The 17,688-nt window shown below is 72.0% G+C and carries 9 protein-coding genes; 7 read left to right on the top strand and 2 right to left on the bottom strand.

From position 1 onward, the window contains the following. Positions 1–16: 16 nt before the first annotated feature. Positions 17–5,473: a pullulanase-type alpha-1,6-glucosidase gene (gene pulA / locus ABZ719_RS01980; RefSeq protein ID WP_366723312.1), complete on the bottom strand. Its 5,457-nt coding sequence runs from the start codon at positions 5,471–5,473 to the stop codon at positions 17–19. Between the two features lie 632 nt (positions 5,474–6,105). Between pulA and ABZ719_RS01975 the strand changes: the two genes are divergently transcribed. The 6 genes from ABZ719_RS01975 to ABZ719_RS01950 all read left to right on the top strand — a co-directional run bounded on the left by ABZ719_RS01975 (position 6,106) and on the right by ABZ719_RS01950 (position 13,321). Next, complete coding sequence (locus ABZ719_RS01975; RefSeq protein ID WP_366723311.1) at positions 6,106–7,395, top strand: extracellular solute-binding protein; 1,290 nt, start codon at positions 6,106–6,108, stop codon at positions 7,393–7,395. A 187-nt stretch (positions 7,396–7,582) separates the two neighbouring features. Next, on the top strand, positions 7,583–8,581 hold the full coding sequence (locus ABZ719_RS01970; protein ID WP_366723310.1) for a sugar ABC transporter permease: 999 nt from the start codon (positions 7,583–7,585) through the stop codon (positions 8,579–8,581). A gap of 12 nt (positions 8,582–8,593) precedes the next feature. Further along, positions 8,594–9,514, top strand: coding sequence for a carbohydrate ABC transporter permease (locus tag ABZ719_RS01965; RefSeq protein ID WP_366723309.1), 921 nt, complete (start codon positions 8,594–8,596; stop codon positions 9,512–9,514). A 118-nt stretch (positions 9,515–9,632) separates the two neighbouring features. Next, positions 9,633–11,297 (top strand): glycoside hydrolase family 13 protein, encoded by a 1,665-nt coding sequence (locus ABZ719_RS01960; RefSeq protein ID WP_366723308.1) that lies wholly within the window; start codon positions 9,633–9,635, stop codon positions 11,295–11,297. Positions 11,298–11,322: 25 nt separating this feature from the next. Further along, on the top strand, positions 11,323–12,351 hold the full coding sequence (locus tag ABZ719_RS01955) for a LacI family DNA-binding transcriptional regulator (protein ID WP_366723307.1): 1,029 nt from the start codon (positions 11,323–11,325) through the stop codon (positions 12,349–12,351). Between the two features lie 127 nt (positions 12,352–12,478). Further along, positions 12,479–13,321, top strand: coding sequence for a phosphatase PAP2 family protein (locus ABZ719_RS01950; protein WP_366723306.1), 843 nt, complete (start codon positions 12,479–12,481; stop codon positions 13,319–13,321). 50 nt (positions 13,322–13,371) lie between these two features. On the opposite strand, the gene ABZ719_RS01945 is transcribed toward ABZ719_RS01950, so the two are convergent. Beyond that, on the bottom strand, positions 13,372–16,380 hold the full coding sequence (locus ABZ719_RS01945; protein WP_366723305.1) for a bifunctional [glutamine synthetase] adenylyltransferase/[glutamine synthetase]-adenylyl-L-tyrosine phosphorylase: 3,009 nt from the start codon (positions 16,378–16,380) through the stop codon (positions 13,372–13,374). Positions 16,381–16,811: 431 nt separating this feature from the next. Here ABZ719_RS01945 and ABZ719_RS01940 point away from each other — a divergent pair, with 431 nt between their 5' ends. Beyond that, entirely contained in the window at positions 16,812–17,687 is an 876-nt protein-coding gene (locus ABZ719_RS01940; protein WP_366723497.1) for an alkaline phosphatase family protein, read from the top strand. The last annotated feature ends 1 nt before the right edge of the window (position 17,688 follow it).

Raw genomic sequence — 17,688 nt, 5'->3', positions numbered from 1 at the left:
GGACCGTGCCGAGCCGCTACGCCCTGCCCTGGTCGGTGAAGACCGCGACCGTGCGGGCCGGCACGGTGAACGTGCCGGTCGACGGGGTGTAGGACGAGGTCTTCACCACCGGGTCGGTGCCCCGTGCCTGCACCGGGTGCAGGTGGTAGGGGGCGCCGGCCAGGGCGGAGACCCGCTGGTCCTGCCGCTGCGGTGTGGCGTTGAAGACGACGACCAGGTGGCCGAGCCGCATGGTGATCACGCCGGGCGTCTCCTCCTTGCCGGAGAGCGGGAAGGAGAGCCGGGACTGCACCTGGGCCGCCGTGGCGAGGGAGAAGGCGCTCTCGCCCGTCCGGATCCGCAGCAGGTCCTGGTAGGCGGCCGAGGCGCCCCGGATCTGCGGGCAGCCGACCTTGACGGAGGTCAGCAGCGGCTTGGCGTAGGGCCACTTGGCCTGGTTGCCGGCCGCCATCGGCAGGCCGCGGCCGAAGCCGTTGCCGTCCGCGCAGTTCCAGTGGACGGCGTTGAACCAGTCGCCGCTGTCGAAGGAGTCGCGGTCCAGCGACTTGGAGCGCAGCAGGTCGGTGCCGGCCTGGGAGAGCGCGGGGCCCTGCGAGAGGGCGGCCGTCGCCATCGCCAGGACCTGCATCCGGGCGCGGTCGGCGGCGGAGGTGTCCTTGGGCAGTTTGTAGGCGAGGGTGTCGAACAGCGTCTCGTTGTCGTGGGCGTCGGCGTAGGCGACGGCGTCACCCGGGGCGGCCGCGTAACCGGCGGGCGCGCCGTTGTAGTCGATCTGCGCGCCGGTGACCTCCTTGCCGTCGGAGTCCGTGAAGCGGTACGCGGCGAGGCTGCCGCTCAGGCCGACCTTGATCAGGTCCTGGTAGTGCAGCAGGCGCGCCTTCTGCTCGGCCTCGGTGCCGTTGGCCGTGGAGGAGTTGGGGTCGGTGTACAGGCCGGAGGCGAAGCCCTGCACGCCGGGGTCGGTGTCGAAGGGGCTGCCGCCGCGCACCGCGTCACGGGCCCGGTCGGAGAAGGTGGCGATGCCGGTGCCGGCCATGTTCTTCTGCGTGGCCTGCACGAACCGGGCGTCGTCGGCGACCTCGCCGAAGTTCCAGCCCTCGCCGTAGAGGATGATCTTCTTGCCGTCCACGCCGTCCTTCTCGGGCGTGAGGGCGTCCAGTGCCTTCCTGACCGCGAGGATGTTGGCCTTGGGGTGGTGGCCCATGAGGTCGAAGCGGAAGCCGTCGACCTTGTACTCCTTGGCCCAGGTGACGACCGAGTCCACGACGAGCTTGCCCATCATGGTGTTCTCGGGCGCGGTGTTCGCGCAGCAGGTGCTGTTGGCCACCGAGCCGTCGGCCAGCAGCCGCTGGTAGTAGCCGGGCACCACCTTGTCCAGGACGGAGGCGGAGGCCTGGCCGCTGGCCGCGGTGTGGTTGTAGACCACGTCCATGACGACCCGGAGCCCGTCCTGGTTGAGGGCCTGGACCATCTGCCGGAACTGGACCGTGCGGGCCGTGCCGTCCGGGTCGGTGGCGTAGGAGCCCTCCGGGACCGTGTAGTGGTACGGGTCGTAGCCCCAGTTGTAGGCGTCCTTCGCGGCGGTGGCGGCGACGCACTTCTGCTGCTGGTCGGAGTCGGCCGGGTAGGAGGCCGGGTCGCAGGCCGGGGTGGCCTGCTCGGACTTCTTCTCCGGCACGTTGGCGATGTCGAAGGCCGGCAGCAGGTGGACGTAGGAGGTGCCCGCCTTCGCCAGCTCGCGCAGGTGCCGGGAGCCGTCGCCGGAGCGGTCGGTGAAGGCGAGGTACGTGCCCCGGTCCCGGGCCGGGACGGTCTTGTCGGCGGTGGAGAAGTCGCGGATGTGCAGTTCCTGGATCTGCGCGTCGCGCAGCGGTACCGCCTTGGGCTTGGCCAGGTGCGACCAGCCGCTCGGGGCGAGCCGGCGGTCGTCCAGGTCGACGACGAGGCTCCGCTCGCTGTCGGCGGTGAGGGCGAGCGAGTAGGGGTCGGTGACCTTGTTGGTGACGATCGCGCGGACGCTGGGCGCCCACACCTTCACCGCGTACCGGTACGGCCTGCCCTTCCAGGAGGCCGGGCCGGTCACGGACCACACGCCGGTGGTGTCGTCGCGGCGCATGGCGACGGTCCTGCCGTCCAGCTCCAGGGCGACGCTCTGCGCGGTCGGCGCCCACACGCTCAGGGTAGGCCGTCCGTGGTGGAAGACCGGGCCGAGCCGGGTCCCGGCCGCGGCGGTGCCGTACACGTCGTCGAGGACGCCCGCGAGCTGGACGCCGGTCGCGGTGAGCACGGCCCCGTTGGCGGCCCGCTGGGAGGCGACGACCTGGCCGCGCAGCGCCTCGCGGACCCGGCCGCGGTCGCGCGGGTCGACCGACCAGGCGGTGTAGTCCAACAGGTGCGGGAACTTCGCCTTCTGGGCGTCGCTCAGTGTCGTCTTCTCCAGTCGCAGCCAGCGCTCGTCGTCGCTGGTCAGCGTCCCGTCCTTGACGGTGATCGAGCCGTCGCGGGAGGAGAGGAGCTGAGTGGAGGCGGCACCGGCGGAGCCGTTGAGGGCGACCGTGTCGCGGTCGATCCAGACGGCCTTGGAGGTGGACAGGTCCAGGGCGGTGGCGCTGCCCGCGGGCTGCGGCAGCAGAGCGCCGTCCTGGCCCGCGATCAGCCACACCTCATGGCCGTCGGCGGCCTTGAGGTCGAGCGAGCGGTCGTTGGGCAGGTCCTTCTCGTCGCCCTTGTGGACGATGTAGCTGAGACTGGTGGCCCCGTCCGCGAGGGGCACCTCGAAGACCGCGCCGTAGGCGTCGGTGCGCACCGGAGTGAGGGGCTTGGACCAGTCGGTGGGCTGTGCGGCGCCGGTCCACACGTGCAGGCCCCAGCCGTCGTAGTCGCCGTCGGCGCGGTGGTAGTGGAGGACGGCCTTGGTGCGGTCCTGCTCCGGGTAGTCGGCAGTGGGCCGCTCGGTCCGTACGGTCGCGTCGCCCTGCTGGATCCAGACCTCGCCCGTCCTGGTGACGTCGACGGTCCGGTCGGCGGAGACGTCCTTGTCGCCGTCCTTGTCGATGACCAGGAACCCGACGCTGGATGCGCCCGGCTTCAGCCGGACGTAGGCGAAGGCGCCGTAGGCGTCCCGGCCGGTGAAGGGGTGGGTGGCGGGCCAGGTGGTCGCCTCGCCGTCGGCGAGGTCGCCCCAGGCGTACAGGCCCCAGTCGGCGTAGTCGCCGTCGGTGCGCTTGTAGTGGACGACCGCGTAGTCGCGGGAGAAGGCGGTGGGGACCTCCGGGGGCGGCGGGGTGCCGGTGGCGGAGGCGGCGGTGGCGCTCGCGGTGTGTCCCGCCGAGTCGACGGCGACCGCCTTGTAGCGCAGCGCGGTCCCGGCCGGTACGTCCTTGCCGAGGGGCTGGGTGACCTTGTACGGGGCGTGGTCGGCGGAGCCGAGCACCTTCCAGGGGCCGTTGCCGACCTGGGCGGCGAAGACGACCCGGTCGAGCTGTCCGCCGGTGACGCCGGCGCTCAGGTCGACGGTGCCGGTGGCTCCGGCGGCCGGGGCGGTCAGGGTGAGGGCGGGCTTCGCGGCGGGCGCGTCGAGCCGTCCGGCCGCCTCGAGGACGACGGCGGATCCGGCCGGGACGGTGACGGTGACCCGGCGGTCGGCACCGGAGGTCACGGTGGCGCGGGTGCCGTGGATGCCCCGGTAGCTCATGCCGGCCGAGCCGGTGGCGAAGGTGGCGGTCTTCGCCTCGCTCGCGTTGTTGAAGGCGACGACGTACTCGGCGCCGCTCTTCGCGTCGGTGCGGGTGAACGCGTAGACGCCGGCGCCGTCGGCCGCGTACCGCTCGGTCTGGACGCCGTCCGCGAGGGCCGGGTTGTCCTTGCGCAGCCTGGACAGTTCGGCGATCTGCCGGTAGAGCGGCGCCGTGGTGTCGTAGGAGTCGCCGGCGTGGGTGCGGTCGGTGCCGATCTCGTCGTCGGCGAGGTAGTCGGGGACCTTGGAGGCGAACATGGTCTGGCGGGCGTCCTTGTCGCCGCCCGCGCCGGTGAAGCCCTGTTCGTCGCCGTAGTAGACGACCGGGTTGCCGCGGCTGAGGAACATCAGCTCGTTGGCGAGGCGGTCCCTGCGCAGCAGTTCGGCGTCGGAGGCCTTCGGGTCGTCCTGCTTGAGGAAGGAACCGATGCGGCCCATGTCGTGGTTGCCGAGGAAGGTGACCTGCTCGTACGCGTTGGCCTTGTCCGTCGTGTACTTGTAGTCGTCACCGAAGACGGCCGCGAGCTTGCCCGCGCTGCCGCCCTGGGAGGCGTAGGCGCGGGCGGCGTCCTGGAAGGGGAAGTCGAGGGTGGCGTCCAGGCGGCCCTGGGTGACGTACGGGGACGTCACGGAGGCGTCCGAGGAGAGGACCTCGCCGAACATGAAGAAGTTCCTGCGGCCGTGCCGGGCGGCGTAGGCGTCGAGCGCCGTGGCCCACTGGGTCCAGAACTCCATGCCGACCTGTTTGACGGTGTCGATGCGGAAGCCGTCGACGTCGAAGTCGCGCACCCAGCGTTCGTAGATCTTCTCCATGCCGCTGACGACCTCGGGACGCTCGGTCCACAGGTCGTCCAGGCCGGTGTGGTCGCCGTACTGGGCGCTCTCGCCGACGAAGGTGGAGTCGCCCCGGTTGTGGTACATCGCCGGGTCGTTGAGCCACGAGGGGACCTTGAGGTTCTTCTCGGCGGCGGCGACGGCCGGGGGGTGCGGGAAGGAGGAGGTGCCCACGGCGGGGAACTTCCTGGTGCCGTCCGCGTAGTCGGTGTCGTCGAAGGGCCTGCCGTCCTCGGTCAGGTACGGGAAGGCGCCCTTGGACAGGTAGGCGTGCGACGCGTCGGTGGTGGTGAGGACGTCGGCGGTGTGGTTGGTGATGACGTCGAAGAAGACCTTCATGCCCTTGGCGTGCGCCTTGGCGATGAGGGCGGAGAGGTCCGCGTTGGTGCCGAAGTGCGGGTCGACCTGGGTGAAGTCGGTGATCCAGTACCCGTGGTACCCGGCCGAGGCGGCGCTGCCGGTGCCCTGCACGGGCCGGTTCTTGAAGATCGGCGCCAGCCAGATGGCGGTGGTGCCCAGGCCCTTGATGTAGTCGAGCCGCTGGGTGATGCCCTTGAGGTCACCGCCCTGGTAGAAGCCCTTGTCGGTGGGGTCGTAGCCGGTCGCGAGGCGGGAACCGGTCAGTCCGCCCCGGTCGTTGGACGGGTCCCCGTTGGCGAAACGGTCCGGCATGACGAAGTAGAACTGCTCGCGCGTGGCGTCGTGCCGGGCGGGCACGGCGGCGAGTCGCGCGTCGGAGGGCGGCGCGGGGGGCGGGGCGGGCGCGGCGGCCCCGGCGGTCTGCGGCTGGACGAGGGTGGCGGCGAGTGCGGCGACGGCGAGGGCCGCGACGCGTCTGCCCCGTCCGCTCTGCCCGCCCTGGCGGAAGCGGCGCCCGAGGGGCGCCGGCCATCTGGGTATCACGAGCGTGAACTCCTTGCGATGACGGCTCGATCGGGTCCGTGCCCGCGCCGCGGTACGGCTTCGTGGCCGGACGCCGGGCGTGACCGTATCCCTGACGAATCGTTTACAGCAAGGGTCTTGAAAACCGTGGCAAGAAATTTCACGGCGGAGGCCCGAAGCTCGCGCGCCTTCCGGACGGCGGCTCCGGCCGCCCGGCAGACCCGTGCGGGGCGGGCGAACGGCGGCCACTGACGGCCCGTCCACCGACAGGGGCGCGCGCACCCGCGCGCGGGTGCGCGCCGCGGGAGGGAACCGCCTTCGAAGAGGCACCGGCGACGGCACGCGGGAGGCGGGGGCGGAGAGCGGGAGCGGCGACGGCACGGCCTCTCGCCGGCCGCCGCGCCGCGAACCCTCCCCGGCGGTCCCGCCGCCCGCTATCGTGCGAGGCAGGTGACCGCCCGCGACCGATCCCGACACCTGGCGGTAACGAAAACGTCACGCTTGCAGGATCTTGCGGAAATTTTCTTGCAACGTCTTTCGCAAGGGATTGCAGCCTTGCTACGTTCCTCCCGCGCCCGGCGGCCGTCGATTGGGACAGACGGCACCCGCGGTCTCCCAAGGGATGATCCGGGCCCCACTTCTAGGGAGTTCATATGCGACGTGGCATATCGATCGCCGCCGCGGTCACCGTGGTCGCGCTGGCCGCCTCGGCCTGCGGCGGGTCGGACAGCGACTCGTCGGGCAAGCCGAAGGACCCCAAGGACATCTCAGGGACGATCACGTACTGGGACACCTCGGACGCGGCGACCGAAGCCCCGACGTACAAGGCCCTGGTCAAGCAGTTCGAGGCCAAGTACCCGAAGATCAAGGTGAACTACCAGAGCGTTCCGTTCACCGACGTCGAGCAGAAGTTCAAGTCGGCCGCCAAGAGCGGCAAGGGCGCGCCCGACGTGGTCCGCACCGACGTCGGCCTGATGGCGGAGTACGCCTCGCTGGGCTACATCGCCCCGCTGGACGGCACCCCGGCCCTCAAGGACGCCTCCGACTTCAACGCGACGCCGCTGAACACCGCCAAGTACAACGGCAAGACGTACGGCGTCCCGTCGGTCACCGACACGCTGGGCCTGCTCTACAACAAGAAGCTGCTCAAGCAGGCCGGCATCGACAAGCCGCCGGCCACCTGGGACGAGTTCGTCGCCGACTCCAAGACCATCAAGCAGAAGACCGGGGCCTACGGCACCTACGTCAACCCGGACTCCTACTTCCTGCTGCCGCTGCTCTACAGCAACGGCGCGGACCTGGCCGACCCGTCCGGCAAGAAGATCACCATCAGCAACGACGCCGCCGTCACCGCGCTCACCACCGCGAAGAAGATCAACGACGAGGCCTCGATGAAGGTCGACTTCGCGAACGCCTACCAGAACATGCAGACGGCCTTCAAGAACGGCAAGGTCGCCATGCTGATCCAGGGCCCCTGGTCCGTCAGCGACGACCTGACCGGCTCGGCGTTCAAGGGCGACGAGTCCAACCTGGGCTTCGCCAACGTCCCGGCCGGCGCCGGCGGCAAGGCCCAGGCCCCGACCGGCGGCCACAACCTCACGGTCTACCAGGGCTCCGGCAACCTGGACGCCAGCTACCTGTTCACGCAGTTCATGACCTCCACCGAGAGCCAGATCGCCATCGCCAAGGGCACCGGCACGCTGCCGACCCGCAAGTCGGCGTACACCGGCGAGGTCACCGCCAACGCCAAGATCGCCGGCTTCAAGCCGATCCTGGAGCAGACCGCCCGCCCGCGCGTGGCCCTGCCGCAGGTCGGTTCGCTCTTCACCCCGCTGCAGCAGAACTACGTGAAGATCCTCCAGGGCGACCAGTCGGTCAAGGGCGGCCTCGACGCCACCGCCAAGGAGTTCCAGAAGCTCCTGCCCGGCTTCTCCATCGGCTGACCCGCACCCGCCGCAGGCCCGGCCGCCGCCCTGCGGCGGCCGGCCGTGGCCGCGCGGCGGCCCGCCGTAGCCCTACGGCAACCGAAGGACACGCAGCCCCGGGGAAGGACCTCCCCGCTGCCGCCCCGACCGGGGCTCCCCGGGGCTGCGGAACCACCCGACTTCGTCCGCGAAAGAGCCGATGAGTATGACGACCGCAGCGAGCACCGGACAGACCCACAAGACAGCGAGCGGCGACAGGTCCCCGCGCCAGGGCCGCCCCTCGGCGCTCAGGCGATCCTGGGACAAGTACTGGTACGCCTGGGCCATGGTGGCCCCGGTCGCCATCGTCATCACCCTGCTCGTCCTGTATCCGCTGGGGTACGGCTTCTACCAGTCGCTGACGAACGCGAACGAGTCGAACGTCGCCACCACCATCGGCGCCTTCCACCGCCCGGCCACCTACGACTTCGTCGGCCTCGACAACTACTGGCACGTCCTGTCCGGCGCGGACGGCGACTTCTACCCGCGCCTGGTGTGGACGGTCGTGTGGACCGTGTCCTGCGTGGTGCTCCAGGTGGGTCTCGGCATGGCGCTCGCCGTGCTGCTCAACCGCGAGATGCGGCTGCGCGGCTTCTACCGGGCGATGCTGATCCTGCCCTGGGCCGTCCCGTCCTTCATCGGCGTCTTCGCCTGGCGGCTGATGCTCAACTCCCAGTACGGCGTCTTCAACGACATCATCACGGCCTTCGGCCTGCCCGCGCAGAACTGGCTGGGCACCCCGCTGGCCCAGAAGATCGCCGTCATCATGGTCAACGTCTGGATCGGCATCCCCTTCAACATGGTCGCCCTGCTCGGCGGACTCCAGTCGATCCCCAAGGAGCTGTACGAGGCCGCCGAGATGGACGGCGCCTCGCCCTGGCAGCGCTTCGTCAACGTCACGCTGCCCGGCCTGAAGCCGGTCTCCAGCACGGTGGTCCTGCTGGGCTGCATCTGGACGTTCAACATGTTCAACGTCATCTACCTGCTGCTGGGCAACAACACCACCGGCGACACCGACATCCTCGTCACCTTCGCCTTCCACAAGGCCTTCAACGGGATCTCCGACTACGCGGGAGCGGCCACCTACGGCATCATCATCCTCGCTCTCCTGCTGGCCTTCTCGACCTTCTACCGCCGCAGCACCCTGAAGTCCGAGCAGGCGTAAGGAGCCACCGCCATGACCGCAGCAACGCACGAGACCGGCGCCGCCGCGCCCGCTGCCGCCCCCGCCCGCCCCACCGCCGCCGACGCGCGCCCGCGCAAGGTGCGCGGGCGCGAGGAGCGCAGCCCCTGGGCCTCCGTGGTCCTGCACTGCACGCTGATCCTCGCCACCGTGATCGCCGCGTTCCCCGTGGTGTGGATCCTGTTCATCTCGCTCGGCCCGAAGAACGCCTGGCAGGAGCCGGGGCAGGTGTTCAAGCACCTGAGCCTGCACAACTACAGCGACGTACTGGCCCATTCGGACCTGGCCAAGTGGTTCCTGAACACCGTCATCGTGGCGGGCGGCACCACCGTGCTCGGCGTCTTCCTCGCCTCGACCGCCGGGTACGCCGTGTCCCGGATGCGGTTCCCGGGCAGCCGGCAGCTGATGTGGACGTTCCTGGTCACCCAGATGTTCCCCAGTATCGTACTGATCGTGCCGCTGTACCTGCTGATGTCCGAGTTGCACCTGCTCGACAACTACTTCGGGCTGATCCTGGCGTACGCGACCACGGCGGTGCCGTTCTGCGCCTGGATGATGAAGGGCTACTTCGACACCATCCCCAAGGAGATAGACGAGGCGGGCCGGGTGGACGGGCTCACCCCGATCGGCACCTTCTGGCGGCTGATCGTGCCGCTGGCCAAGCCGGGCCTGGCGGTGACCGCGTTCTACAGCTTCCTCACCGCCTGGGGCGAGGTCGCCTACGCGACGCAGTTCATGCAGTCCGACCACTACACGCTCGCCGTCGGCATCCGCACCTTCGCGCAGGACCAGCGCCCCGACTGGGCGTGGACCTCCGCCACCGCCATCATCATCACCATCCCGGCGGCCCTCGTGTTCATGCTCGTCCAGCGCAGCCTGGTCTCCGGGCTGACGGCCGGCGGCACCAAGTCCTGAGCGCACCCGGCTCCCCGGCCGCCCGCCGGACCGGGCACCGGTGCGCCCGGCCGCCACCCCGGCCCCGCCCGCCGGACCAGCGCCTTCGTCGTTCCCCTCGTACCCCTTAAGGGAATCCATGACCCAGCACGTCACCGACACAGTCCCCACCGAAGCCTCCGCCGCCGCCTCCGGGCGCCGGGAGTGGTGGCGCGACGCGGTCATCTACCAGGTCTACCCGCGCAGTTTCGCCGACGGCAACGGCGACGGCATGGGAGACCTGCCCGGCATCCGCGCCCGTCTGCCGTACCTGAAGAAGCTCGGGGTCGACGCCGTCTGGCTCTCGCCGTTCTACGCCTCCCCGCAGGCGGACGCCGGGTACGACGTCGCCGACTACCGGGCCATCGACCCGATGTTCGGCACCCTGACCGACGCCGACGACCTGGTCCGCGACGCCCACGCGCTGGGCCTGCGGGTCATCGTCGACGTGGTCCCCAACCACTGCTCCGACCAGCACGAGTGGTTCAAGCAGGCGCTGCGCGAGGGCCCCGGCTCCCCGCTGCGCGACCGCTTCCACTTCCGCACCGGCAAGGGCGAGAGCGGCGAACTGCCGCCCAACGACTGGGAGTCCATCTTCGGCGGGCCGGCCTGGACCCGGGTCACCGAGCCGGACGGCACCCCGGGCCAGTGGTACCTGCACCTGTTCGCGCCCGAGCAGCCCGACTTCAACTGGGACCACCCGGCCGTGCACGACGAGTTCCGCTCGATCCTGCGGTTCTGGCTGGACCTGGGCATCGACGGCTTCCGCATCGACGTGGCGCACGGCCTGGTCAAGGCCGCCGGGCTGCCCGACATCGGCCACGACGAGCAGGTCAAGCTGCTCGGCACGCAGGCCGTCCCGTACTTCGACCAGGACGGCGTGCACGAGATCTACCGCAGCTGGCGCCGGATCCTGGAGGAGTACGCCGGCGACCGGATCGCCGTCGCCGAGGCCTGGACGCCGACCGTGGAGCGCAGCGCCCTGTACCTGCGCCCCGACGAGCTGCACCAGGCGTTCAACTTCTCCTACCTGACGACCGGTTGGGACGCGGCCGAGCTGCGCGACGTCATCGACCGCTCGCTGCGCGCCATGAACGCCGTGCACGCGCCCGCGACCTGGGTGCTGTCCAACCACGACGTCGTACGGCACTCCACGCGCCTCGCGGAAGGGGACGAGGCGCGTGGTCTGCGCCGGGCCCGGGCGGCGACGCTGCTGATGCTCGCGCTGCCCGGGTCGGCGTACCTCTACCAGGGCGAGGAGCTGGGCCTGCCCGAGGTCGTCGACCTGCCCGACGAGGTGCGCCAGGACCCGGCGTTCTTCCGCAGTTCGGGCCAGGACGGCACCCGCGACGGCTGCCGGGTGCCCCTGCCGTGGTCCGGGCAGCTGCCGCCGTTCGGTTTCGGTCCCGTGGAGGGCGGCCCGAGCTGGCTGCCGCAGCCCGCGAGCTGGCGCGCCCTGACCGTCGAGGCGCAGGAGGGCGACCCCAACTCCACGCTGGAGTTCTACCGCAGTGCGCTCGCCGTCCGCCGCGAGCACCCCGCCCTGGGCGCCGGCCGCCAGATCACCTGGCTGGACGGCCCCGAGGGCACGCTCTCCTTCCGTCGCGACACCGACGAGGGCTCCTTCGTGTGCACGGTCAACCTGACCGCCACACCGGTCACGGTGGCCACACCGGGCACTCTCCTGCTCGCCAGTTCCGACGTGGAGCCCGGCACCGACTTGACGCAACTTCCCGGGGACTGCGCCGTCTGGTGGGCAGTCTGAGATGCAGCCGGTACAGTCCACTCCTGTGACCACACGGCTTGCCGACATCGCTGCGCAGGCGGGGGTGAGCGAAGCGACCGTCAGCCGCGTCCTGAACGGGAAGCCGGGCGTCGCCGCCACCACCCGCCAGTCCGTGCTGGCCGCACTCGACGTTCTGGGCTACGAACGTCCGGTGCGGCTGCGCCAGCGCAGTGAGGGCCTGGTGGGCCTGATCACCCCGGAGCTGGAGAATCCCATCTTCCCGGCGCTCGCCCAGGTGATCGGGCAGGCGCTGACCCGGCAGGGATACACCCCGGTGCTGGCCACCCAGACGCCGGGCGGGTCCACCGAGGACGAGCTGACCGAGATGCTGGTGGACCGCGGGGTCGCGGGCATCATCTACGTCTCCGGACTGCACGCGGACACCACGGCCGACATGGAGCGCTACGAGCGGCTGCGAGCCCAGGGCGTGCCGTTCGTCCTGGTCGACGGTTTCTCACCGAAGGTGCAGGCGCCGTTCATCTCCCCCGACGACCGGGCCGCGATGACGCTGGCCGTCACCCACCTCGTCTCCCTGGGCCACCACCGGATCGGTCTGGCCCTCGGGCCGAAGCGGTTCGTGCCGGTGCAGCGCAAGATAGAGGGGTTCGTGCGCACGATGCAGGACCAGCTGGGCCTGGCGCCCGACGCCGTGGAGACGGAGCTGGTCCAGCACTCCCTGTACACGCTGGAGGGCGGCCAGGCCGCGGCGACGGCGCTCATCGCGCGGGACTGCACCGCGATCGTGTGCGCCAGCGACATGATGGCGCTCGGTGCCATCCGCGCGGCCCGGCAGCAGGGCATGGCGGTCCCCCGGGACTTCTCCGTCGTCGGCTTCGACGACTCCCCACTGATCGCCTTCACCGACCCGCCGCTGACCACGGTCCGCAAGCCGGTCCCGGCGATGGGCCAGGCGGCGGTGCGCACGCTGCTGGAGGAGATCGGCGGGACGCCCGCGCCGCACAGCGAGTTCGTGTTCATGCCCGAGCTGGTGGTCCGCGGCTCGACGGCGTCGGCGCCCAAGCCCCGCTCCTGACCCCGCCCTCACCCTCGCCGCCGCCCCCGCGCCCGCGCCCGTCGCCGCGCCCGCCGCGGAACATGCGCGCGGGACCCGGCCGGGGGATCACCGGCGGAAGAGGGCTTTTCTGGCAGACTCTGTGCCTATGGGTGATACGGCCGTGACTCGACCGGAAGGTCCCGGAAAGGGCCTTCCGTACCCCATCACGGTCGGCGGGGGCGCCCCGCCCGCGCGCCGGCCGCGGGCCCCGCGCCGGCCCCGCCTCTGGTTCGAGATCGCGCTGATCGCGGTGAGTTACTGGACGTACTCCCTGATCCGCAACGCGGTCCCGGAGCAGAAGGCGGCCGCCCTGCGCAACGCCGACTGGGTCTGGCACACCGAGCACCGCCTGGGCATCGCCGTCGAGCAGGCCGTCAACCACGCCGCGGACTCGGTGACTTGGCTGATCGTCGGCATGAACTACTACTACGCGACGCTGCACTTCGTGATCACCGTGGGCGTCCTGGTGTGGCTCTACCGCATCCATCCCGGCCGGTACGCGGCGGCCCGCCTCGCCCTCTTCGCGACCACCGGCACGGCCCTGCTCGGTTACTACCTGTACCCGCTGGCGCCGCCGCGTCTGATGGCGGGCGGGCGCTTCGTCGACACCGTCCAGGTGCACCACACCTGGGGCTCCATGGCCTCCGGCGACCTCAAGCACATGTCCAACCAGTACGCCGCGATGCCGTCCATGCACATCGGCTGGTCCCTGTGGTGCGGTCTGACCCTGCTCGCCCTGGCCACCGTGCCGTGGGTGCGGGTCCTCGCCGCCCTCTATCCCGCGGTGACCCTGGTCGTCATCGTCGCCACCGCCAACCACTTCTGGCTGGACGCGGTCGGCGGGGTCCTCTGTCTCGCCCTCGGCCTCACCGCCGCGCGGGCCTGGTACGGCGTCCTGCCGCACGCCCTGCCGAGGGCGGCCTGGCAGGCGGCGGGGGCGCGGGCGTAGGCGCCGGGGGGTCTGGGCGTGGGCCGGGACGGGGGCCCGGCCCCCTCGGCTCACATCTCGTAGAAGAGCGACTCCACCACGCCCCTGGCCCGGCGTGCGGTGCGCCGGTAGGCGTCGAGCATGTCACCGACGTGACCGGGTCCGTAGCCGAGGTAGCGGCCCACGGCGGCCAGTTCCCGCGACTCGGTGGGGAACGTGTCGCCCGCCCGGCCGCGTACCAGCATCACCGCGTTGCGCACCCGGGTGGCCAGCAGCCACGCCTCGTCCAGGACGACGGCGTCCTCCTCGGTGACCAGGCCGGCCGCCCGTGCCGCGGCGAGCGCCTGCCGGGTGCGGGTCGTGCGCAGGCCCGCCACCTCGGCTCCGTGCCGCAGCTGCAGCAGCTGCACGGTCCACTCCACGTCGGAGAGGCCGCCGGGTCCGAGCTTGGTGTGCAGTTTGGGGTCGGCGCCGCGCGGCAGCCGCTCGGACTCCATGCGGGCCTTCAGCCGCCGGATCTCGCGCACCGCGTCCTCGCCGAGGCCGCCCGCCGGGTACCGCAGCGGATCGATCAGCGCGGTGAACCGCCGTCCCAGGTCCTCGTCCCCGGCCACCGGCTCGGCCCGCAGCAGCGCCTGCGACTCCCACACCAGCGACCAGCGCCGGTAGTAGGCCTCGTACGCCTTGAGGGTGCGCACCAGCGGCCCCGACTTGCCCTCGGGGCGCAGGCCCGCGTCGATGAGCAGCGGCGGGTCGGCGCTCGGGATCTGGAGCAGCCGGCGCATCTCGGCGACCACGCGGCCAGCGGCGTCGGCGGCTTCCCGCTCGTCGGCGCCCTCACGCGGCTCGTGCACGAACAGCACGTCGGCGTCGGAGCCGTAGCCCAGTTCGTGACCGCCGAAGCGGCCCATGCCGATGACGGCGAACCGGGTCGGCAGCGTGTCCCCCCAGCCGTCGCGCACCACCGCCCGCAGGGTGCCGGCGAGCGTCGCCGCCGTCAGGTCCGAGACGGCGGCGCCCACCCGGTCCACGAGCGGGCCCGGGTCGGTCTCGGCGGGCTGGGCCTCGGTGCCGTAGGAGCCGACGATGTCGCCGGCGGCGGTGCGGAACAGCTCCCGCCGGCGCACCCCGCGCGCGGCCGTGACGCCCTGCTCGGCGCTCTCGGCGCGGCCGACGGCGGCGAGGATCTCCTGTTCCAGCTGGGCCCGGCCGCGCGGCCGCAGGCCGCCCGCGTCGCCGCCGCCGTCACCGAGCAGCGCCACCGCCTCCGGTGCCCGCATCAGCAGGTCGGGGGCCAGGCGCCCGGCGGACAGCACGCGGGCCAGGTTCTCGGCGGCGGCGCCCTCGTCGCGCAGCAGCCGCAGGTACCAGGGGGTCTTGCCGAGCGCGTCGGAGACCTTGCGGAAGTTGAGCAGCCCGGCGTCCGGGTCGGCGGAGTCCGCGAACCAGCCCAGCAGCACGGGCAGCAGGGTGCGCTGGATGGCGGCCTTGCGGGTGACGCCGGAGGCGAGGGCCTCCAGGTGGCGCAGGGCGGCGGCCGGGTCGGCGTAGCCGAGCGCGACCAGCCGCTCGCGGGCCGCCTCGGTGCTGAGCCGGACCTCGCCGGGGGCGAGCTGCGCGACGGCGTCGAGCAGCGGCCGGTAGAAGATCTTCTCGTGCAGGCGCCGTACGACACCGGTGTGCCGTTTCCACTCGCGCGTCAGGTCGGCCACCGGGTCGGCGCGCAGGCCGAGCGAGCGGCCCAGGCGGCGCAGGTCCGCGTCGTCCTCGGGCAGCAGGTGGGTGCGGCGCAGCCGGTAGAGCTGGATGCGGTGCTCCATGAAGCGCAGGAAGCGGTACGCCTCGTCGAGCCGGCCGGCGTCCGCGCGGCCGACGTAGCCGCCGGCGGCGAGGGCCTGGAGGGCGTCCAGGGTGGTGCCGCTGCGCAGGGAGGCGTCGGCGCGGCCGTGCACGAGCTGGAGGAGCTGCACGGCGAACTCGACGTCGCGCAGCCCGCCGGGCCCGAGTTTCAGCTCGCGCTCGACCTCGCCGACGGGGATGTTCTCGACGACCCGGCGGCGCATCTTCTGCACGTCGGCGACGAAGTTCTCCCGCTCGGCGGCCTGCCAGACCAGCGGGGAGAGCGCGGCGACGTACTCCGCGCCCAGGCGCTCGTCCCCGGCGACCGGGCGGGCCTTCAGCAGCGCCTGGAACTCCCAGGTCTTCGCCCACCGCTGGTAGTAGGCGACGTGGCTGCTCAGCGTCCGTACGAGCGGTCCGTTGCGCCCCTCGGGCCGCAGGTTGGCGTCGACGGGCCAGATGCTGCCCTCGACGGTCGTCTCGGAGCAGACGCGCATCATCCGCGAGGCGAGCCGGGTGGCGGCGCGCAGCGCGGCGGTCTCGTCGCCGCCGTCCTCGTGCGCGCTCTCCCCCACGAAGATGACGTCGACGTCGGAGACGTAGTTCAGCTCGTGGCCGCCGCACTTGCCCATGGCGATCACGGCGAGCCGGCACAGCGCGGCGTCCTCGGGTGCCTCGGCGGCCGCGATGCGCAGCGCGGCGCGCAGCGTGGCGGTGGCGAGGTCGGCCAGTTCGGCGGCGGTCTCGGCGACGCCGGTGGTGCCGCACACGTCGCGCGCGGCGATCGACAGCAGGCAGCGGCGGTAGGCGACGCGCAGCGCGACCGGGTCACCGGCCTCGGCGAGGCCGCGCTCGAACTCCGCCAGGCCCGGGTGCAGGTCCTGCGGCTCGTAGGTGACGAGGGCGCGCCAGTCGCCGGCGTGCCGGGCGAGGTGGTCGCCGAGCGCGGCGGACGCGCCGAGCACGCCGAGCAGCCGGTCTCGCAGCGGTTTGGCCGCTATCAGCGTGTCGAGCAGTTCGCGCCGGGCGGTCGGGGAGGGCTGCGCCTCCAGCAGCCGCACCAGCCCGCCCAGGGCGAGATCCGGGTCGGCGGTGGCGCCGAGCGCCTCCAGCAGCACCGGGTCGTTGCGCACCGGCGCCAGCTCGGCGCTGTCCAGCAGCCGTTCGGCGGCCAGGGCATCGGTGAAGCCGTGCCGCAGCAGCCGAGTGAAGGTACTGCTTCTGCGCCCCGGCGCCGTCATCCCGGCCTCCCGTCGGATCTAGGTGGTCCTGGCCAGAGCGTAGCGGGAGACGCCCGCCGAGAGCTGCGAACACAAGTGGGTTCCGATCGGCGGGCGGTGCCCGGTGCGTGCGGTCGCGGGGCGCCGGAAGGTTCTTGCGGCGGAGCTGCCAGGGCCTTCCGGCAAGGCGGCGAGGGCGCGTGCCGGGCGCCGGGGCCCCCTTCTGTCCGGAGCTCCCGAGGCTGCGGGGCGCCGGCGGCCCGGGCGAGGGCCGTGCGGCAGCAGTTCACCTGCTCTTCACCCGCTGGGCCGGGCCGGGCGGCGCGGCATCATTTTGGCGTGTGCATGCTCTCCTCCGCCGAGTCTCCTCATTCCCGGAGGTAACCGTGTCCGACACTCCCCTCGCTGCCGACAGCCGTTCCGGCAGTCCCCTCGGCCCCGGCAGGCGGGCGCTGCGCCGCGGCCGCGCCGCCCTGGCGTCCGCCGCGGCCCTCGCGGCCGCGGCGGCCGGCCTGTGGACGGGCCTGGGCGGCGGCGCCCCGTCCGCGCAGGCCGCGACCGCGGTGCCCGCTCCGGACCACGTGGTCGTCGTGGTCTTCGAGAACCACGCCTACGGCCAGGTGATCGGCTCCTCCAGTGCCCCGTACCTGAACTCCCTCAAGTCCGGCGGCGCGAACCTCACCCAGTCCTACGGCGAGACCCACCCGAGCCAGCCCAACTACTTCGCCCTGTTCTCCGGCTCCACCCAGGGCGTCACCGACGACAGCTGCTACACGCCCGGTTTCTCCTCGGCCCCGAACCTGGCCTCCGAGCAGCTCGCTGCCGGCCGCAGCTGGGCCAGCTACAACGAGACGCTGCCCAGCCAGGGCTCGACGACGTGCAGCAGCGGCAAGTACGCCCGCAAGCACAACCCGTGGTTCGGCTTCAGCAACGTACCGACGTCGTCGGCGAAGACCTTCGCGCAGTTCCCGACGGACTACTCGACGCTCCCCCAGCTGTCCTTCGTCGTCCCGAACCTGTGCAGCGACATGCACGACTGCTCGGTCTCCACCGGCGACACGTGGCTGAAGAACAACCTCGGCGCGTACGCCACCTGGGCGAAGACGCACAACAGCCTGCTCGTCGTCACCTTCGACGAGGACGACAAGCTCAGCGGCAACCGCATCCCCACCGTCCTGTACGGCCAGCCGGTCGCCGCCGGCTCGACCAGCGCCACCACCTACAACCACTACGACCTGCTGCGCACCCTGGAGGACACACAGCGCCTGAGCACGCACGCGGGCAACGCGGCCAACGCCCACGACATCACCGGCGTCTGGGCCTCCTGAC

The organism is Streptomyces sp. NPDC006743, assembly GCF_040703815.1.
Lineage (GTDB): Bacteria > Actinomycetota > Actinomycetes > Streptomycetales > Streptomycetaceae > Streptomyces.
This window is presented reverse-complemented; position numbering and strand designations above follow the sequence as displayed.

Bases quoted from the DNA above. Each gene is read 5' to 3' on its own strand.
- ABZ719_RS01975 (WP_366723311.1), top strand. From the start codon at position 6,106: ATGCGACGTGGCATATCGATCGCCGCCGCGGTCACCGTGGTCGCGCTG.
- ABZ719_RS01970 (WP_366723310.1), top strand. From the start codon at position 7,583: ATGACGACCGCAGCGAGCACCGGACAGACCCACAAGACAGCGAGCGGC.
- ABZ719_RS01965 (WP_366723309.1), top strand. From the start codon at position 8,594: ATGACCGCAGCAACGCACGAGACCGGCGCCGCCGCGCCCGCTGCCGCC.
- ABZ719_RS01960 (WP_366723308.1), top strand. From the start codon at position 9,633: ATGACCCAGCACGTCACCGACACAGTCCCCACCGAAGCCTCCGCCGCC.
- ABZ719_RS01950 (WP_366723306.1), top strand. From the start codon at position 12,479: ATGGGTGATACGGCCGTGACTCGACCGGAAGGTCCCGGAAAGGGCCTT.
- ABZ719_RS01945 (WP_366723305.1), bottom strand. From the start codon at position 16,380: ATGACGGCGCCGGGGCGCAGAAGCAGTACCTTCACTCGGCTGCTGCGG.